This window comes from Herminiimonas sp. KBW02 (assembly GCF_003852535.1).
In the GTDB taxonomy this organism is placed as follows: domain Bacteria; phylum Pseudomonadota; class Gammaproteobacteria; order Burkholderiales; family Burkholderiaceae_D; genus Oxalicibacterium.
Genome location: NZ_QAJP01000002.1, coordinates 209,443 through 224,727, shown reverse-complemented (window position 1 = coordinate 224,727; position 15,285 = coordinate 209,443). Strand labels below are relative to the sequence as shown.

Below are 15,285 nucleotides of genomic sequence, written 5' to 3'. Positions count from 1 at the left end.
ATATGAGCGATCGCAAAATCTCCTTTCTGGCCTTCTTTCTGATGTGGGCCAAGTACCAAGGCTGGGAAGTCCCCCTGCTGCATGTGCGGATATGTGTCTGGATGGAGTCCTGTCTTTCTCCCGAGCGCGTTCTTTTGGTATTCCGGGGAGCAGCAAAATCGACGATCTACGCGGTGTACAAGGCATGGCGTCTTTATTCCAACCGGCAGCTAAGGTCCTTGGTTTGGTCTGCTGACGGCCCCACGGCTGAAATGCTTACAGCAGACGTCATCAATGTATTGCGGAATCATCCTTTGTGCGGCGGCATGCTGCCGACTAAGCCAGGGCGCAAGCGATTCTGGGTGACGGGCGCGCGCGATGCACGTAACGCCAGTATGCGTGCAACTGGGGTGGAATCGAACGTTACAGCTGCACGTGCCGATAGCGTTGATTTCGATGACGTGGAAGTGCCTGGCAACATTGAAACGATTGAAGCGCGGAAAAAGCTGCGTGATCGCATTTCTGAATCGACTCACTTGGCCGTTCCTGGTTCTCAAAAGACATACATCGGTACTCCTCACCACCACGAATCAATTTATCCGGAACGCATTGCGGCCGGCGCTGATGTGCTGAAAATCCCGCTTTTCGAATACGTCGTTCGTTACAAAGAAACGACAAAACACACACGGTATCGCTTTAATTTCAAGCCGACGGAAGACGGAATCTATGTGCTGCTTGGAATCAATGCGCCTGCTCGACTTCTTGAGGAAGGTGGCGATTACCAGATAGAAGGTAACGAGATCGTTTTTGCGTCACCCCCAGGCATGACGTTAGATATCTGTAGTGGCTGTGCCTGGCCTGAACGATTCACGCGCGCGGACATCGCGCAGCGACGGAAGGAGACACTCACCTTGAATGCCTGGGACTCTCAATATCAGCTTGAAGCCAAGCCAATCACCGACGTGCGTCTGGATCCTGAGCGCATGATCGCCTATGGCCTGAAGCCAATTGTCAAAGCGGTAAATCGACAGGTAGTCATGCTGCTCGGTCAGGTTCAAATTGTTGGATCAGTATGTCGGTGGGATTGTGCGCTTGGGAAGGCCAAATCTGACGCTTCAGCGTTCACATTAATCCTTACCGATCACCGTGGCCGCTTGTATTGGCAATTTGCGATTGGCCTTACCGGTGAACTGGATGATCAATGCAAGCAGGTTAGGAAGTTGGTTCTTGACTACCACATACCTAGCGTCACAGTTGAAACCAACGGACCAGGCGGCTTTGTCCCGCCTATCCTGCGCAAGCACCTCGCTGGCTTAGGCTGCAGTGTTATTGAGGATCACGTCAGCACAAACAAGAATACCGACATCTTGGATGGCTTTGATGCACCACTATCGAATCGCTTTTTATGGGCACACGTGAGTGTCTTCGATAGTCCAGCCTATGCGCAAATGCGTGATTTCAACCCAGTTAAAAAAGATCAGCCAGACGATTTTATTGACGTTACAGCACGCGCCATCAAACAAACACCGGTTCGGATAGGCAATTTCGTCGGGATTCCGACAGATCAAAGGCGTGACAATTGGAGGCCAAATTCCGGCGTACACGACGTAATCGTCGAACACAGTTGAGATGCCGCCATGTCGCTAAACAATAACGTCCCGATTTCCCAGCATACCGGCAACGGTGTGACGACTTCGTTCCTATACGATTTCAAGATATTTCTTGCGTCTGACTTGGTGGTCGAGGTGGATGGCGTGGTCAAAACCTTGAATGTCGACTACAGCATTACTGGAATTGGGAATGACACCGGCGACGTGATTTTTACCGTTGCTCCAGCCACTGGCACAGCAATCCTGCTTTACCGTGCTGTCGCCTTTTCCAGGTCGATTGAGTACCAGTATCAAGGTGCGTTGCCGTCGGTGGTCGTGAATCGCGATATCGAACGGCTATGGATGGCGGCGCAGGAACTGCAAACGAAGGTTGTGCGCTCGTTTCAACTGCCATTATCGGTTAGCGGTATAGATGTAACCCTGCCTACACCTGTTGCTGGTCGTGCTGTGAAATGGAACGCAACCGGAACAGCATTAATTTACAGCGACCTAGATCCAGATGAAATTGCTGCCGCCGCAGCTGCCAGTGCCCAAGCAGCTTTAGATTCACAGAATGCATCAGCATCCAGCGCGGGACAAGCTAACACAGATCGGTTGGCCGCAGAGCAGGCTGCTCAAGCTGCAGTCGCAGCGGCCGCGTCGATAGACCCGGCCGATTTAGTTCACAAGTCGGGCGATGAAACGATTCAGGGTGTTAAAACGCATACGGCGTCGCCTATTGTTCCTGATCTAGCTGACGGCGATGCAACGACAAAAGCCGCGAACGCAAAGTTTGTACAACGCGCGATTGCACTTTCTGGAAGAAAGCCGGGCGATTTGTTTGATACGGCTAGCCCCCGCGCCCCTACAGGATCGCTAATCGTGCCAGTTTCTGCTTCCAATATATCTCGGTCTGCTTACCCCACATTGTTCAACGCGATAACGATTCAGACTACCGGGTCAACGACAAATGCAAATAACACCTTAACAGCTGTTGGCTCGACTGTAGGTGTAGAGATTGGCTACCCAATTAGTGGTCCAGGCATTCAGGCTGGCACCACGGTTACTGGTAAGACCGCTAATACCATCACTCTATCGCTTAATGCAAATGCGACGGCTGCTGGTGTGGCGATAGTTATTGCTCCTTGGGGTGTTGGTGATGGGGTGTCCACATTTGGGATGCCCTATTGCCCTGTCGGATACACGTTTGTGCAGGCGTCTGCAAATCTTGGTACTGCAACTGTGGGTGAGGTCATCGCCCATACCCATCCGGCACAAATCCGTGGTGGTAGTTCTCCAGATCAGGATGGTACCGGTCGAGGTTCCCTAATTAGCGTTACTGGCAGTACAGGTGGGCCAGCCAACTTAGCGGCTGGCATGCGCGTAACAAAATGTATTCAGTACCTATAAGGCAGAGCAATGGAAACCAAGATTGTTTATCTCTTTGATGATGTCGATAGAGTTTTTACGCATCCCTACGAGGCTCAAGAATCGCCCGAAGAAGCGGGCTTTTTTATCGAACCGGTAAATTCGTGTCCAGATCAGCCGCCAGCAACGCAGGAAAACGAAGCTGCACAGCGAAACGTTGAAAACACAGCTTGGTCAATTATTGCAGACTTCCGTGGTCATATTTTCTACGACCAGACTACCGGCGAAGCGATTGAAATTGTAGAAATCGGCCAGCCTGCACCAAATCTCGGCATTTCGCCTCCGTTACCTTCCGCAGAAGAAGTCATTGCAGCGAAGATCAAAGTGATGGACGACGCCATAAAAGTGCGTCTGAACACAAAAGCCGGGGAAATGCGCTTCGACAACATTGCTAGTGCGATCGCTGCGGCCAGCCTTCCCGCAGGTGAGTACCGGCAGGCAGACGGTGCAGCGCTGCACCTGTGGTCTGCGCGCACGTGGCAGAAAGCCGAACAAATCCGCGACGCATTCCTTGCTGGTGAGCGTCCAGAGCCAACCTGGACAGAAGTCGAATCCGAACTGCCTACCTTTCCCATAGAACAGACTGTCGAATGATGAACGAGCCATTGAGCAGCAGTGTATCTGCCCCTGTGTCCAAAGTCGTATCGGTCTGGATTGCCTTTGGCGTTACATCATGGAGCGATGTAGCTGCTATCGCGGCAGCCTTCTATTCCATCTTGCTGATAGGCGAATGGTTTTATAAGCGATTCTGGCGAGACTTATTCGTGCGCTGGGGTTGGGTAAAGCCGAAGCTGCGCAGACGGGACGACACAGAAGATGAATAACGTTCGTGTTCCTGTTGGCCTGTTGCGCAAGGGTGCCATTCCTGCAGCTTTCATTGCCGCACTTACCGGTCCATTTGCTATAGCGACTCTTGAACGCTTTGAGGGAAACGTCCTTGCAGTCTACGCGGACAATCTTGCTGGTGGCCTACCGACATACTGCGCCGGTGCTACCGACAGAAAAGCGGTCGTCGGAACGAAGCTTACCAGTGACCAGTGCAAAGAGGTCAACAAAACCACCATTCTCGACTACGGCTATGCAGTGCTTGCTTGCACAGAATGGAAGTATCTGACGCCCACACGCTTAGTCGGCCTCACCATGTTTGCTATCAACGTGGGGAAAGAGGGCGCTTGCGGGTCAGCTGCGGTTAGATCGATCAATGCCGGGCAAGTAACGGCAGGCTGCAACCTTCTGGCGTACAAGCCTAACGGTCAGCCGAATTGGAGTAATGCAGGTGGCCAGTTCGTTAACGGTTTATTCAATCGCCGCAAGGCTGAACGCGTCATGTGCTTGGATTCTATATGACGCTATCTGGAAAACTCACCGCCGCACTGGTGTTTGTATTGCTGTTGGTCAGCTCGCACTGGTACGTTTATAACGCTGGTAACCGCAACGGCTCCAATGCCGTCCTGGTGGAGCGGCAGGCATCCGACCTAAAGGCTTGGCAGGACAGCGCAGCCGACATTGCAATCGAACTCGACCGCCAGCAAGCGGCTAACCTGAAGGTGTCCAATGACTATCAAAAAGAATTGCGCGCTATTCGCGCTTATCAGCCTGCTGGCCGGGTGCTACTCCCTGCCGCAATCTGCAACCAAGCTGCCGGAAAAGCCGAAGCCGCAGGTACCGGCAGATCTGATGGTGCCGTTGCCGGAACCATTGCACTTCCAGAAGACATTGAAAGAAGACTTCGGGAGCGTCGCAAAGAAGCCGACGGAGTGACGGCCATTTGTCGCGGGTTGCAGAACTGGGCTATTGAGAACGGGTTTTATCCGGCACCGGTGCCGCCGTCATAGCTTTTGCAGGAAACGGGCGTAAGAAAGTTCGCGCTATTTCCGGATTTCTGCATGACAGCCAATCATCCCAATCAGTCGCTGGCACAATTACGAGTGACCGCTTTTCCTCGCCTGGCTTGTGAAAGTGATTCATCAGCGGATGGTCATCAGCATTGATGGTCAACTGCGTGAAGGAATGCACTGTTTCGCCTTCAGGCGATTTCGATTCTCTCCATAATCCGGCGACCGCAAACGGTGACGCGTCGGCCATCCCGATACCCCAGCGCACGTGCTTGCCGGATTCCCAATTAGGTTCGTAGAACACTGTCATCGGTACCAGGCACAGTTGACCTTCGCGCCACGGCTTTGCGTAACTACGCCTTTCGCCTATGGTTTCCGACCTGGCATTCATCGTGCTGAATTTCTTGCCGGTACCGTGAATCTGGTTCTGCGGAATCATGCCGTATGACGCGATGATCGTTTCGCGGTCGCCACGCTCATCAAAGCGAATAATCGGCGCGTCATAGTCCTGCCAGGTTTGATCTGGCCAGGTTGCATCTGTTGGTGCTGGCGACCGGAATATCTCGGCTAGTTCTTCGCGGCGTGACGGCGTGTATGTGACGCACATAGCTACTCCTTTTCGCTGGGATGCTTGTAGCCGCTGCCTTTGCGGTCGGCATCAATGTCTGCAGTCAGCTTCCTACGGTTTTCCAGGCTAGGTTCGTTCGCAATCTGTTCCTTCAAAGCGTCTATGATCATGTCAATAATTCCACCTTGGGGTGACAATGACTCGGCAAGTTGATCAGCGCGGGCAACGATGGAGAATAGCCGCCGAATCTCCCACAGCAGTGCCAAGACATCAGGGTTATCGCGATTGCGATCCTGAATGTCCCGAATTTGTTCAAGTGTGAGAGGTGGCTTGAAGGGCATTCGCTGGACCTCGATATTATATTTTGTCTAATATCCAGCGCTGTACATACGCACAGGACGTGACGTAAGTTATTGATTCTATTGGTCGGGACGGTGTGATTCGAACACACGACCCCTTGCACCCCATGCAAGTACGCTACCAGGCTGCGCTACGCCCCGACGAGCGAAAAATTATACCAGAGCCGTGATGTGTTTTCGCCATCTATGCATCTGAAAGTTCATGCACTGCAAATCGGTGCTCAGGATAATTTTGTCGATACACGCGTCATTGTTGCAGGCGTACCTGCGGTCAGGTTAGTCGTTCGTGATGCTGCCTGGCTGACCGCCAATGGCGCACGTGTTTGTGCGGCCGGAGCCACCTGTGCCGAGCTTGATCGGTAGCCTATACGGAAGCCGCCCCAATGTTTGCCGTGTACGTAAATCGGTACGGACAAATCGTGCATGACTTCGCCGGTATCGCGCTTATAGGTCTGCAATAAGAATGGTTTGGTATTCGAGCCGCAGCGTTTGCCGGTGCGATCTGTGAAGATGCGTTTGGTGCGGTTATTCACCAGGTCGGTATCGTAGTCGCCGGTCAGAGGCCTGGAGAATTTCTTGTTATGAGTAGGGAAGTAACCATTGTCATCGACTGCACCGGCATACGCCAGTTGCGGCATCGCATCCAGTATCGGCTCCTGTATCTCAGGTAACACACGATCAGTGAAGGCGTCGAATTGCGTGCTGTGTTTGGGCGGTGATGTATTCGGTAAGGGGCGGTACTGACGGTCAAACAGGGCGGCTTCGGTGATGCGGCCGTTTGCGATTGCCTGTTCGAAGAGTTTGCCTATCTGCTGTGCCGCGTTGCTGGCGACGATGCGGATCTGGTCGTGCTGGGTGGCGGCACCGTTTTCGGCGATCGCATCGTAGACGATTTCAGCGCGTTCCGATAAAGCCATCGCCGAAGCAGCAACGCGTGGCAGCTCGGTATCCGTTTCCAGCATGCCGTCACGTATCTTGAGTATGGCAGCGGCGATCTTGTGTGTGGTCTCTACATGTTCGCGTGAGGCGTGCGCGATTTGCTGTATCTCTTCTTCCGAGGTGCTGGCGGCGCGTTCTATATTGCTCAGGAATTCATGCACACGTTCTACGTTTTTCGATGCATCCATGACTTTGGTGCTGAGTGCCAGCATGCCGCCGGCGGCACGCTCTGCCTCCACGTTAATGGCTGTCACCATCGAGCCGATATCATCGGTGGCTTCTTTGGTGCGCTGCGCCAGTTGTCGGACTTCACCTGCAACTACCGCAAAGCCGCGACCATGTTCGCCGGCACGTGCAGCTTCGATAGCGGCATTCAATGCGAGCAGGTTGGTGCGGGCAGCGATTTCGCTGATGACTTCGGTGATGCCATGGATACGACGTGATTTTTCCTGCAGTACGCGCATCATTTCTGAAGCAGTCTGCGCATCGTCACGGGCCTTGCTGATTTGCTCCAGGCCCTGATTGACTTCCTTGCGTCCGGCTACGCTCTCAGTACGTACTTCAGCTGCGATGCTGGATGCGCGTTCGGCATTCGCTGCGATTTGCTCGGTGGTGCTGGCGTTTTGCTCAGAACCCGCAACGATGCCGTTCGCTGTCTGTACGTCTTGCGCGATTTTATTTTTGATGGAGTCGACGAAGAACGAAGTTTCGGCTGCACCTATCATGATGTGATCGATTTCACCGCCGACCTTGTTGCCAAAATCGACGTGCTTGCCACCACCCCGTTGACGTGTGAGCTCCAGCATGATGGTGCTCAATAGCGTTGCAATCAGGAGTAGCCAGGGCAGGGGCAAGGTATCACTTGCCAGCTGTGCAGTGAGATATGCCAATCCGCTGCCAAACGCAATGGCGATCAATAACAGGGCACTACGTCGCAACCATAGGGGAAAACTTTTGTTCCTGAACATATCGCGGTCTCCACGCAGATAATCCGCCGTGCCTTGATTTATTTGAAGGTGGCACGTGCAGACAGAACATAAGAAAACAACAAGTGTTGACATCGCTATGCTACCGCCGGGTGGGCGGAGCATGCGTAGTGTTTTATTTGTGTGATTTGATCTTACTCACGCTTGCTTACGCGCAGCTTATGCGGGAACCAGAATCCGCAGAAGACACGAAAAGTCACAATTCAATTTCTCGCTTGATGTGAAAATGGAAACATGACTACACACTGGATGGTATCCATATGACTAAATTGAAAGCAGGCGCCCGTCTAGCGGGAAGTACACACGCGTTAATTACAAGGGGATGTGAGCAGGGCAGTCGCGCTGCAGGTATATGCAGCAGCGCTCATATTGGTAATGTCGGCAATGCTGCGTACTATGTCTGTCTTTCTGTGATTGCCCGTAAATCATGACTTTTCCGGCGACCCGACTTCTTTCTGCTGCGACCCAGGTACCGCAATTATTGGCGGCCGGCAGCCTGCGCAGTGCGATGGATGAAATCATGGCGGCTTACCAGCAGCAGGGGGGCGTGACATTTCATGCGCAGTACGGACCATCGGGCAAGCTCAGGCAGGAGATAGAGGCAGGCGTGCAAGTAGACGTGTTTGCTTCGGCTTCGGTCGGGCATACGGAAGCACTGGCGCAGCAGAAGCTGCTCGGGCCATCCGTTTTGTTCACGCATAATGATTTGTGCGTGCTGGCACGGCCGGATCTGGATTTGCATGGTGACGATTTGCTGGCGCTATTGGCTGATCCGGCGGTGCGTGTCGCGACTTCAACGCCGGTGAGCGATCCTATGGGCGACTATACCTGGCAGTTTTTTCGCAATGCCGACAAACGGCAGCCGGGTATTTATGATGTGATGAATGCGAAGGCCATCAGGCTGTCAGGTGCGCATATACCGGCAGCAGATGAGCGTCTGCCTTATATCACCGCATTTGAAGAAGATAGGGCAGATGCATATATCATGTACTGCACGAATGCGATATCGACACGGAAAGTGTTGCCGCAGTTGCAGGTGATCGCTATTCCGGATGAGCTGAATGTACGCAGTGCGTATGGCATAGCGGCAGGCAGGCAATCAGAGCACGGTCAGCGCTTGGTGCAATTTGTACTGGCGGCAGCGGGGCAAGCGATACTGAAGAAGCATGGTTTCGGCTCATGCGGACGGCAGTGCGCCAGATAATGGAATATGCAGGATACGACCCGCTCGGTAGCGGGCAGATAAATTTGTTATGAATGACGTCGTTTAATCATGCAGGGGCTTTTCGAATTTGAGCAGGATGGGCGTTATCCTTTGCGTCGCATTCCTATGGTCATGCGTTTTAATCTGGATACCTGCGGTATCAGAATTTCCCTTACCGCGTGGATTACACTCAGCCGCGATGAGCGCGAAGAACTGGTGGCTTTGCCATGTGTTTCGGATGCAGAGCAGCAGGTTTATCGCGAACGCCTGGCTGCCTTGCTGGCGCCGCATGCCGATAATCCCGATGCGACCATCGAAATAGTCGAAATAGATCCGTCACCCGCATGGGCTGATCTGCGCGCAGTCCCGGATGTAGTGGCGCAGGGATTGGCTGAACTGGCATTGCCTGCTCCTACGCATGCGCAATGGATAGGTTTAAATAATTTACAGCGCTTTGCCTTGACTAAGTTGACGCGCTCGGGACATAAGAATGCCAATTTGCTGCCGGCACTGAAGGAATTCGGCCTGGTGTGAGTTGGCATCAGTAGTCATGAAATAGGATAGTGTGATGACGATCAAAATTAGTACCAACTTCGATGCCGGTGCGATAGAGGTAGTCCGTGCGGACCATGCATCGGCGATAGAACTGAACTTGCGCAAGGATAGCCATGCCGACATCGCGCAATGGTTTTATTTCCGGTTGCAAGGCGTCCGCGGCGAGCGCTGCAGCATGCGCATCCTGAATGCATCAGATGCAACCTATCCGGACGGCTGGCAAAACTATCAGGCGGTCGCCAGTTACGACAGAAAACACTGGTTTCGCGTACCGACTTCGTATGATGGCAAGGTGATGACGATAGCGCATACGCCCCAGTATGACAGTGTGTATTACGCATACTTTGAACCTTACTCGTGGGAACGTCATCTGGATCTGCTGGCGCGTGCACAAATGTCTGACTACGCGCATGTGCAGGACCTGGGTAATACCGTACAAGGGCGCGATTTGAATGTTGTAGTCATCGGCGATCCGGCGGCGCAGAAAAAAGTATGGGTGATTGCGCGCCAGCATCCCGGCGAGAGCATGGCGGAATGGTTCGCCGAAGGCATGATAGATGCCTTGCTGGAGCCAACAAATCCTTTAGTGCAGAAGTTGCTCAGGCATGCAGTCTTTTACATCGTACCGAATATGAATCCGGATGGTGCTTACCTGGGCAATTTGCGCACCAATGCAGCAGGTGCGAACCTGAATCGTGAATGGATGACACCGTCGCCGGAAAGCAGCCCCGAAGTCTGGCACGTCAAAAACAAGATACACGAGACCGGTTGCGATCTCTTCCTCGATATACATGGCGATGAAGGGCTACCCTATGTCTTCGTTGCAGGTAGCGAAATGCTGGAAGGATTCTCTCAGCAACAGGCAGATGAACAGCAACGTTTCATCGAACAGTTCCTGCGTGCCAGCGAGGACTTCCAGACTGAGTTCGGTTATAGCGCCGGGAAGTATCGTGCCGATATGCTGAAGCTGGCATCGAAGTACATCGGCCACACTTTCAAATGCGTATCGCTGACACTGGAAATGCCGTTCAAGGATAACGCGCATAGCCCTGAACCCAAGCTGGGCTGGAATGGCGCCCGTAGTGCAAAGCTGGGGCAGGAGATGCTGCAGCCGATTTTGCATCACCTGGAGCGGAGCGCACGATGAGTCTGGAGATAGAACGTAAATTCCTGGTGCTGGGTGACGCGTGGAAGAAGCTCGGACAAGCGCAGGCGATACGCCAGGGTTATCTGTCATCGCAGCGTGATCGGGTAGTGCGCGTGCGGATAGAAGATCAGACGGCGACGCTGACCATCAAGGGGCGTGTGACCGGCATTACGCGCGGTGAGTGGGAATATGAAATTCCGCTGGCTGAAGCGGATGAATTATTGAATGGTTTGTGTGAACGACCATTGATAGAAAAAAACCGTACCCGCATCGTGCATGAAGGCATGGTGTGGGAGGTGGATGAGTTCTTTGGCGAGAATCAGGGCCTGGTGGTGGCAGAGATCGAACTGGAAAGCGAAAACCAGGTTTTTGCCAAACCGGATTGGGTCGGCGTCGAAGTGACAGATGATGCGCGTTACTTCAACGCCAATTTGCTACGTCATCCTTTTACCGCCTGGTGAGGTAGAGGTTAGTGCAGGTGGGTCGATCCCACCGGCGCGTCTTCCGGCATTTCTGCATGGACCAGTTCGGCGTTCATGTCCGGATACAGTGGGCTGCCGCAGTCATCGCAGAATTCCATAGGAAAGCATTCGAGATGGCGTTTCACATTCACGATGCCGCATTCTTCCAGCAAGGCGAGGATTTCTTCTATCGGTGACTTGCGCTCGACGTCGGCAGAGATCACAGGATCGCTCGGTACTTCGACGCTGCGGTATTGCAGCTCCGCATCATCTTCTTCCCCATACAGCGGCCATACAGTGCCATACACTACATCGGTATCGTTGAGGCGCGTAAAGCTGATGCGATATTCATCGACGCGGCCATCGGTAGACTCTTCGCCGAAGCTACCGATGATGGCTTGTAATTCAGTGGGTTCTACAGCCAGTGTATGTGTCAGGTAATGCACGGCTGCTCGTATCGAGGCCGGACGGATTTGTTTATCGCCTTCACGGCAGGCGACAAAGTAGGCTTCCGGCAACAGCAATTCGATGCCGCAACCTGGCAGCAGGCGTGCGATGTTCGGCAGCGCCTGTGCATTCCATTGCGTCAATGCGTTATCGCGTTCATTCGGGCTGGCCGATACCTGCCAGCGGAACAGCGGTTCGCCTGCGACGGCGGTTACCACGGTCAGCAGATAACGCGTATCAGCGAGGAAAGGAGCGGTCTCTGGCGCCTGGCCTGGCGGCTTGAGCGCGATGCCTTTCAAGGCGGACTGCGCCATGCGATGTGTGAAGGCAAAGGTTTCTGCATGCGTGCGCGGCAGCTGATCTATTGAAAACAGGGCCGATGCCATCACCATCTTCGTATCCGGGGCCAGGATATGCGCCTGGAAGTGTGCAGACAGGGTCGCCGTCATGTCGGCCGGTATCGCTCCTGACGCTATCGAGAAGCGCGTCCATGCAAGTATGGGTACTGCGACCAGCAAGGCATCATAGAGTACGCCTTCATGCTCGATCTGGCAGGATTCGCTGGCGGCTTCGACGCACTCCATCAAGCCATCGTAAGCATCCGATTCCTGTTTGAATAAATGATCCAGTGCCGTATCGATGGTGTCCTGATGATCGTTCTTCAAAAGTTTGCGCAACAGTACATCCAGCTGGCGCTCCCAGTTGCGTTCTTCCAGACGGCTGGCAGCCTGTATAAGCGCCTGGGCGAGCGTCGCCAGGCGCTGGCTGTCGGCGGATAGTTTGAGGCTGGTATTTTTACTCGGACGACGCATGTCAGGACAATCTGAAGAAGGGTAGTGAATGTATTGTAGTGGATTACGCCGACACCGCACGTTTGTCCCGGGAAAGTATGCAGATTCTTATTTGGCAGTCTGTACCTGGCGGCTTCGAACCGCCAGACAGCATAAAAAAAGCCGCATGCAAGCATGCGGCTTTTTTGTATAACGCGCTTGTTTCCATCCATCACTGGATAGAAACGACAGTCATCAGGCTGCCAGCAATTGACGCAAGACGAATGGCAGGATGCCACCATGCTTGTAGTAATCGACTTCGATCGGCGTATCGATACGCAGCAGCACTTTCACGTCACGGCTTTCACCATTTGCACGGTGGATGACCAGGGTCACTTCCTGTTGCGGACGCAGATTGCCTTCCAGACCTTTCAGGTCGAAAGTTTCATCGCCGGTGATGCCGAGCGTGGTGACGCTGTCGTCGCCGAGGAATTGCAGCGGCAAGACGCCCATGCCGACCAGGTTGGAGCGGTGGATACGTTCGTACGAACGTGCAATCACTGCCTTGACGCCCAGCAATTGCGTACCTTTGGCAGCCCAGTCACGCGACGAACCGGTACCGTACTCTTCACCTGCGAAGACCATGGTTGGTGTGCCTTCCGCGACGTAGCGCATTGCTGCGTCGTAGATCGACATTTGTTCACCGCTAGGCTGGAACAGGGTAACGCCGCCTTCGACGCGCGCACCGTCTGGTTTGGCCGGGATCATCAGGTTCTTGATGCGCACGTTGGCAAAGGTGCCGCGCATCATGATTTCGTGATTACCGCGACGTGAACCGTAGGAGTTGAAATCGGCTTTCATCACGCCTTTTTCGCTCAGGTATTTACCAGCCGGGCTGCTGTCCTTGATCGCGCCTGCAGGCGAGATGTGATCGGTCGTGATCGAATCACCAAAGACGCCGAGTGCACGTGCTGCGGTGATGCCGGTCGCGGCTGCTTTCGGCTCCATTGCGAAGTCGTTGAAGAACGGTGGTTCAGCGATATAGGTCGAGGTTGGCCAATCGTAGACCTGGCCTTCAGCCACGCCCTTGATTTGCTCCCACAGCTTGCCTGGTGCGGTTTTGACTTGTGCGTAGTTGTCCTTGAAGGTCTTCGCATTCATCGCAAACTTCATCAGCTTGGCAACTTCCTGGCTGCTTGGCCAGATGTCACCCAGGTAGACGTCGCGGGTCTTGCCATCAGCGCCTTTGCCGCGGCCGACTGGCTCGGTCATCAGGTCGCGTGTCATGTTGCCGGCAATCGCGTAAGCGACGACCAGTGGTGGCGAGGCGAGGAAGTTGGAGCGAATGTTCGGGTGGATACGCGCTTCAAAGTTACGGTTGCCGGACAGGACGGCCGAGGCGACGATATCGTGCTGCACGATCGCTTCATTCATCGCAGGTGTCAGGTCGCCGGCATTGCCGATACAGGTGGTGCAGCCGTATGCAGTGACGCCAAAGCCGAGTTTTTCCAGGTAAGGCAGCAAGCCTGCTGCTTCCAGGTATTCGGTGACAACGCGCGAGCCTGGCGCCAGCGAAGTTTTGATGTGTGGCGATACTTTCAGACCAGCTTCTACCGCTTTCTTCGCCAGCAAGCCGGCGGTCAGCAAGACGCTAGGGTTGGAAGTGTTGGTGCACGAAGTAATCGCAGCGATCAGGACGTCGCCGTTTTTGACTTTGACGCCGTCGCTGTTGGTGTAGGTTGCATCCAGATCTTCGATCTTTTTGTTGAAGCCGTTTTCCGCAACAGGCTTGGCAAAAAGTTCTGCGAAGTTGTGTTTGACGTTACCGATTTCGATACGGTCTTGCGGACGCTTAGGACCCGCCAGCGAAGGTGCAACCGAACCGAGATCCAGCGCGACGACGTGGGTGTAGTCGATTTCGCCGGACTTAGGAATGCCGTACAGGCCTTGTGCCTTGAAGTAGTTTTCGAACGCATCGATTTCTGCCTTGGTACGGCCGGTACCTTTGAAGTAATCGATGGTTGCGTCGTCGACCGGGAAGAAGCCCATGGTCGCGCCGTATTCCGGTGCCATGTTGGCGATGGTCGCGCGATCGGTCAGCGACAGCGAGGCTGTACCTTCGCCGAAGAATTCGACAAACTTGCCGACGACTTTTTCCTTGCGCAGCATTTCGGTGATGGTCAGTACCAGATCGGTAGCCGTGACGCCTTCACGCAATTGACCAGTCAGGTTTACACCGACCACGTCTGGTGTCAGGAAGTAGACTGGCTGACCCAGCATACCGGCTTCCGCTTCAATACCACCGACGCCCCAGCCGACTACGCCGATACCGTTAATCATGGTGGTGTGCGAATCGGTGCCGACCAAAGTGTCAGGGTAGTAGACCGAATCTTTTTGATGTACGCCACGTGCCAGGTATTCCAGATTGACCTGGTGAACGATACCGAAGCCTGGTGGCACGACGCCAAAGGTGTCGAATGCCTGCATGCCCCATTTCATGAACTGATAGCGCTCGTTGTTGCGCTGGAATTCCAGTTTCATGTTGAGGTCGAGCGCATTTTTTTGACGGAAGTGATCGATCTGGATCGAGTGATCGACGACCAGATCAACCGGGACCAGCGGCTCGATGTTCTTTGGGTTTTTGCCCATTTTTTCAGCGACGCCACGCATGGCGGCCAGATCAGCCAGCAAAGGAACGCCGGTGAAGTCTTGCAGTACAACGCGTGCCACGACGAAAGGAATTTCATCGGTGCGGCTGGCGTTCGGCGACCAGTTGGCCAGTTGACGAATGTGTTCTTCAGTTACTTTTTTGCCGTCGCAATTGCGCAGCACCGATTCCAGCACGATACGGATGGAAACCGGCAAACGGGAAACGTTCACGCCGAGTTTTTTGCCCAGGGCCGGCAAGGAATAGAACTCGCCTTTCCTGGAAGCTGTGATATTGAATTCCTTGAGCGTATTCAATGTATTACGCGACATGATTTCTCCTTAATACAAATAACCGATACGATATTTACT

General features: G+C 53.8%; 14 protein-coding genes and 1 tRNA gene. 9 read left to right on the top strand and 6 right to left on the bottom strand.

From position 1 onward, the window contains the following. Positions 1-2 precede the first annotated feature (2 nt). From terL to DBR37_RS01530, 5 genes are all read left to right on the top strand, one after another. Complete coding sequence (terL, locus tag DBR37_RS01555) at positions 3-1,607, top strand: phage terminase large subunit (RefSeq protein WP_124572537.1); 1,605 nt, start codon at positions 3-5, stop codon at positions 1,605-1,607. A gap of 9 nt (positions 1,608-1,616) precedes the next feature. After that, entirely contained in the window at positions 1,617-2,978 is a 1,362-nt protein-coding gene (locus DBR37_RS01550) for a hypothetical protein (RefSeq protein WP_124572536.1), read from the top strand. 9 nt (positions 2,979-2,987) lie between these two features. Continuing rightward, complete coding sequence (locus DBR37_RS01545; protein ID WP_124572535.1) at positions 2,988-3,590, top strand: hypothetical protein; 603 nt, start codon at positions 2,988-2,990, stop codon at positions 3,588-3,590. 222 nt (positions 3,591-3,812) lie between these two features. Then, positions 3,813-4,343 (top strand): lysozyme, encoded by a 531-nt coding sequence (locus DBR37_RS01535; protein WP_124572533.1) that lies wholly within the window; start codon positions 3,813-3,815, stop codon positions 4,341-4,343. Next, on the top strand, positions 4,340-4,831 hold the full coding sequence (locus tag DBR37_RS01530; protein WP_124572532.1) for a hypothetical protein: 492 nt from the start codon (positions 4,340-4,342) through the stop codon (positions 4,829-4,831). Before DBR37_RS01535 ends, DBR37_RS01530 begins: the two co-directional genes overlap by 4 nt. Here DBR37_RS01530 and DBR37_RS01525 read toward each other — a convergent pair. The 4 genes from DBR37_RS01525 to DBR37_RS01510 all read right to left on the bottom strand — a co-directional run bounded on the left by DBR37_RS01525 (position 4,788) and on the right by DBR37_RS01510 (position 7,665). Continuing rightward, positions 4,788-5,438, bottom strand: a complete 651-nt coding sequence (locus tag DBR37_RS01525) for an SOS response-associated peptidase (protein ID WP_124572531.1) — start codon at positions 5,436-5,438, stop codon at positions 4,788-4,790. The two genes, DBR37_RS01530 and DBR37_RS01525, sit on opposite strands and share 44 nt — an antisense overlap. Positions 5,439-5,440: 2 nt before the next feature. Continuing rightward, positions 5,441-5,740 carry a hypothetical protein gene (locus tag DBR37_RS01520; RefSeq protein WP_124572530.1) on the bottom strand — a complete coding sequence of 100 codons (300 nt, stop codon included), beginning with the start codon at positions 5,738-5,740 and terminating at the stop codon, positions 5,441-5,443. Between the two features lie 82 nt (positions 5,741-5,822). Then, positions 5,823-5,899, bottom strand: a tRNA-Pro gene (locus DBR37_RS01515). 80 nt (positions 5,900-5,979) lie between these two features. Then, on the bottom strand, positions 5,980-7,665 hold the full coding sequence (locus DBR37_RS01510; protein ID WP_199739005.1) for a methyl-accepting chemotaxis protein: 1,686 nt from the start codon (positions 7,663-7,665) through the stop codon (positions 5,980-5,982). Positions 7,666-8,110: 445 nt separating this feature from the next. On the opposite strand from DBR37_RS01510, the gene modA reads away from it, so the two are divergent. The 4 genes from modA (at position 8,111) to DBR37_RS01490 (ending at position 11,050) form a co-directional block, all read left to right on the top strand. Next, positions 8,111-8,887 carry a molybdate ABC transporter substrate-binding protein gene (modA, locus tag DBR37_RS01505; protein ID WP_124572529.1) on the top strand — a complete coding sequence of 259 codons (777 nt, stop codon included), beginning with the start codon at positions 8,111-8,113 and terminating at the stop codon, positions 8,885-8,887. A 69-nt stretch (positions 8,888-8,956) separates the two neighbouring features. After that, the gene (locus DBR37_RS01500; protein ID WP_124572528.1) at positions 8,957-9,421 is read left to right on the top strand and encodes a nitrate reductase associated protein; all 465 of its coding nucleotides are present in this window, start codon (positions 8,957-8,959) and stop codon (positions 9,419-9,421) included. A 34-nt stretch (positions 9,422-9,455) separates the two neighbouring features. Beyond that, positions 9,456-10,589: a M14-type cytosolic carboxypeptidase gene (locus DBR37_RS01495; protein ID WP_124572527.1), complete on the top strand. Its 1,134-nt coding sequence runs from the start codon at positions 9,456-9,458 to the stop codon at positions 10,587-10,589. Further along, on the top strand, positions 10,586-11,050 hold the full coding sequence (locus DBR37_RS01490) for a CYTH domain-containing protein (RefSeq protein WP_124572526.1): 465 nt from the start codon (positions 10,586-10,588) through the stop codon (positions 11,048-11,050). The genes DBR37_RS01495 and DBR37_RS01490 overlap by 4 nt, the downstream gene beginning before the upstream one ends. An 8-nt stretch (positions 11,051-11,058) precedes the next feature. Here DBR37_RS01490 and DBR37_RS01485 read toward each other — a convergent pair whose 3' ends face one another. After that, complete coding sequence (locus DBR37_RS01485) at positions 11,059-12,309, bottom strand: DUF2863 family protein (RefSeq protein WP_124572525.1); 1,251 nt, start codon at positions 12,307-12,309, stop codon at positions 11,059-11,061. A 213-nt stretch (positions 12,310-12,522) separates the two neighbouring features. Further along, complete coding sequence (acnA, locus tag DBR37_RS01480) at positions 12,523-15,246, bottom strand: aconitate hydratase AcnA (protein ID WP_124572524.1); 2,724 nt, start codon at positions 15,244-15,246, stop codon at positions 12,523-12,525. Positions 15,247-15,285 lie beyond the last annotated feature (39 nt).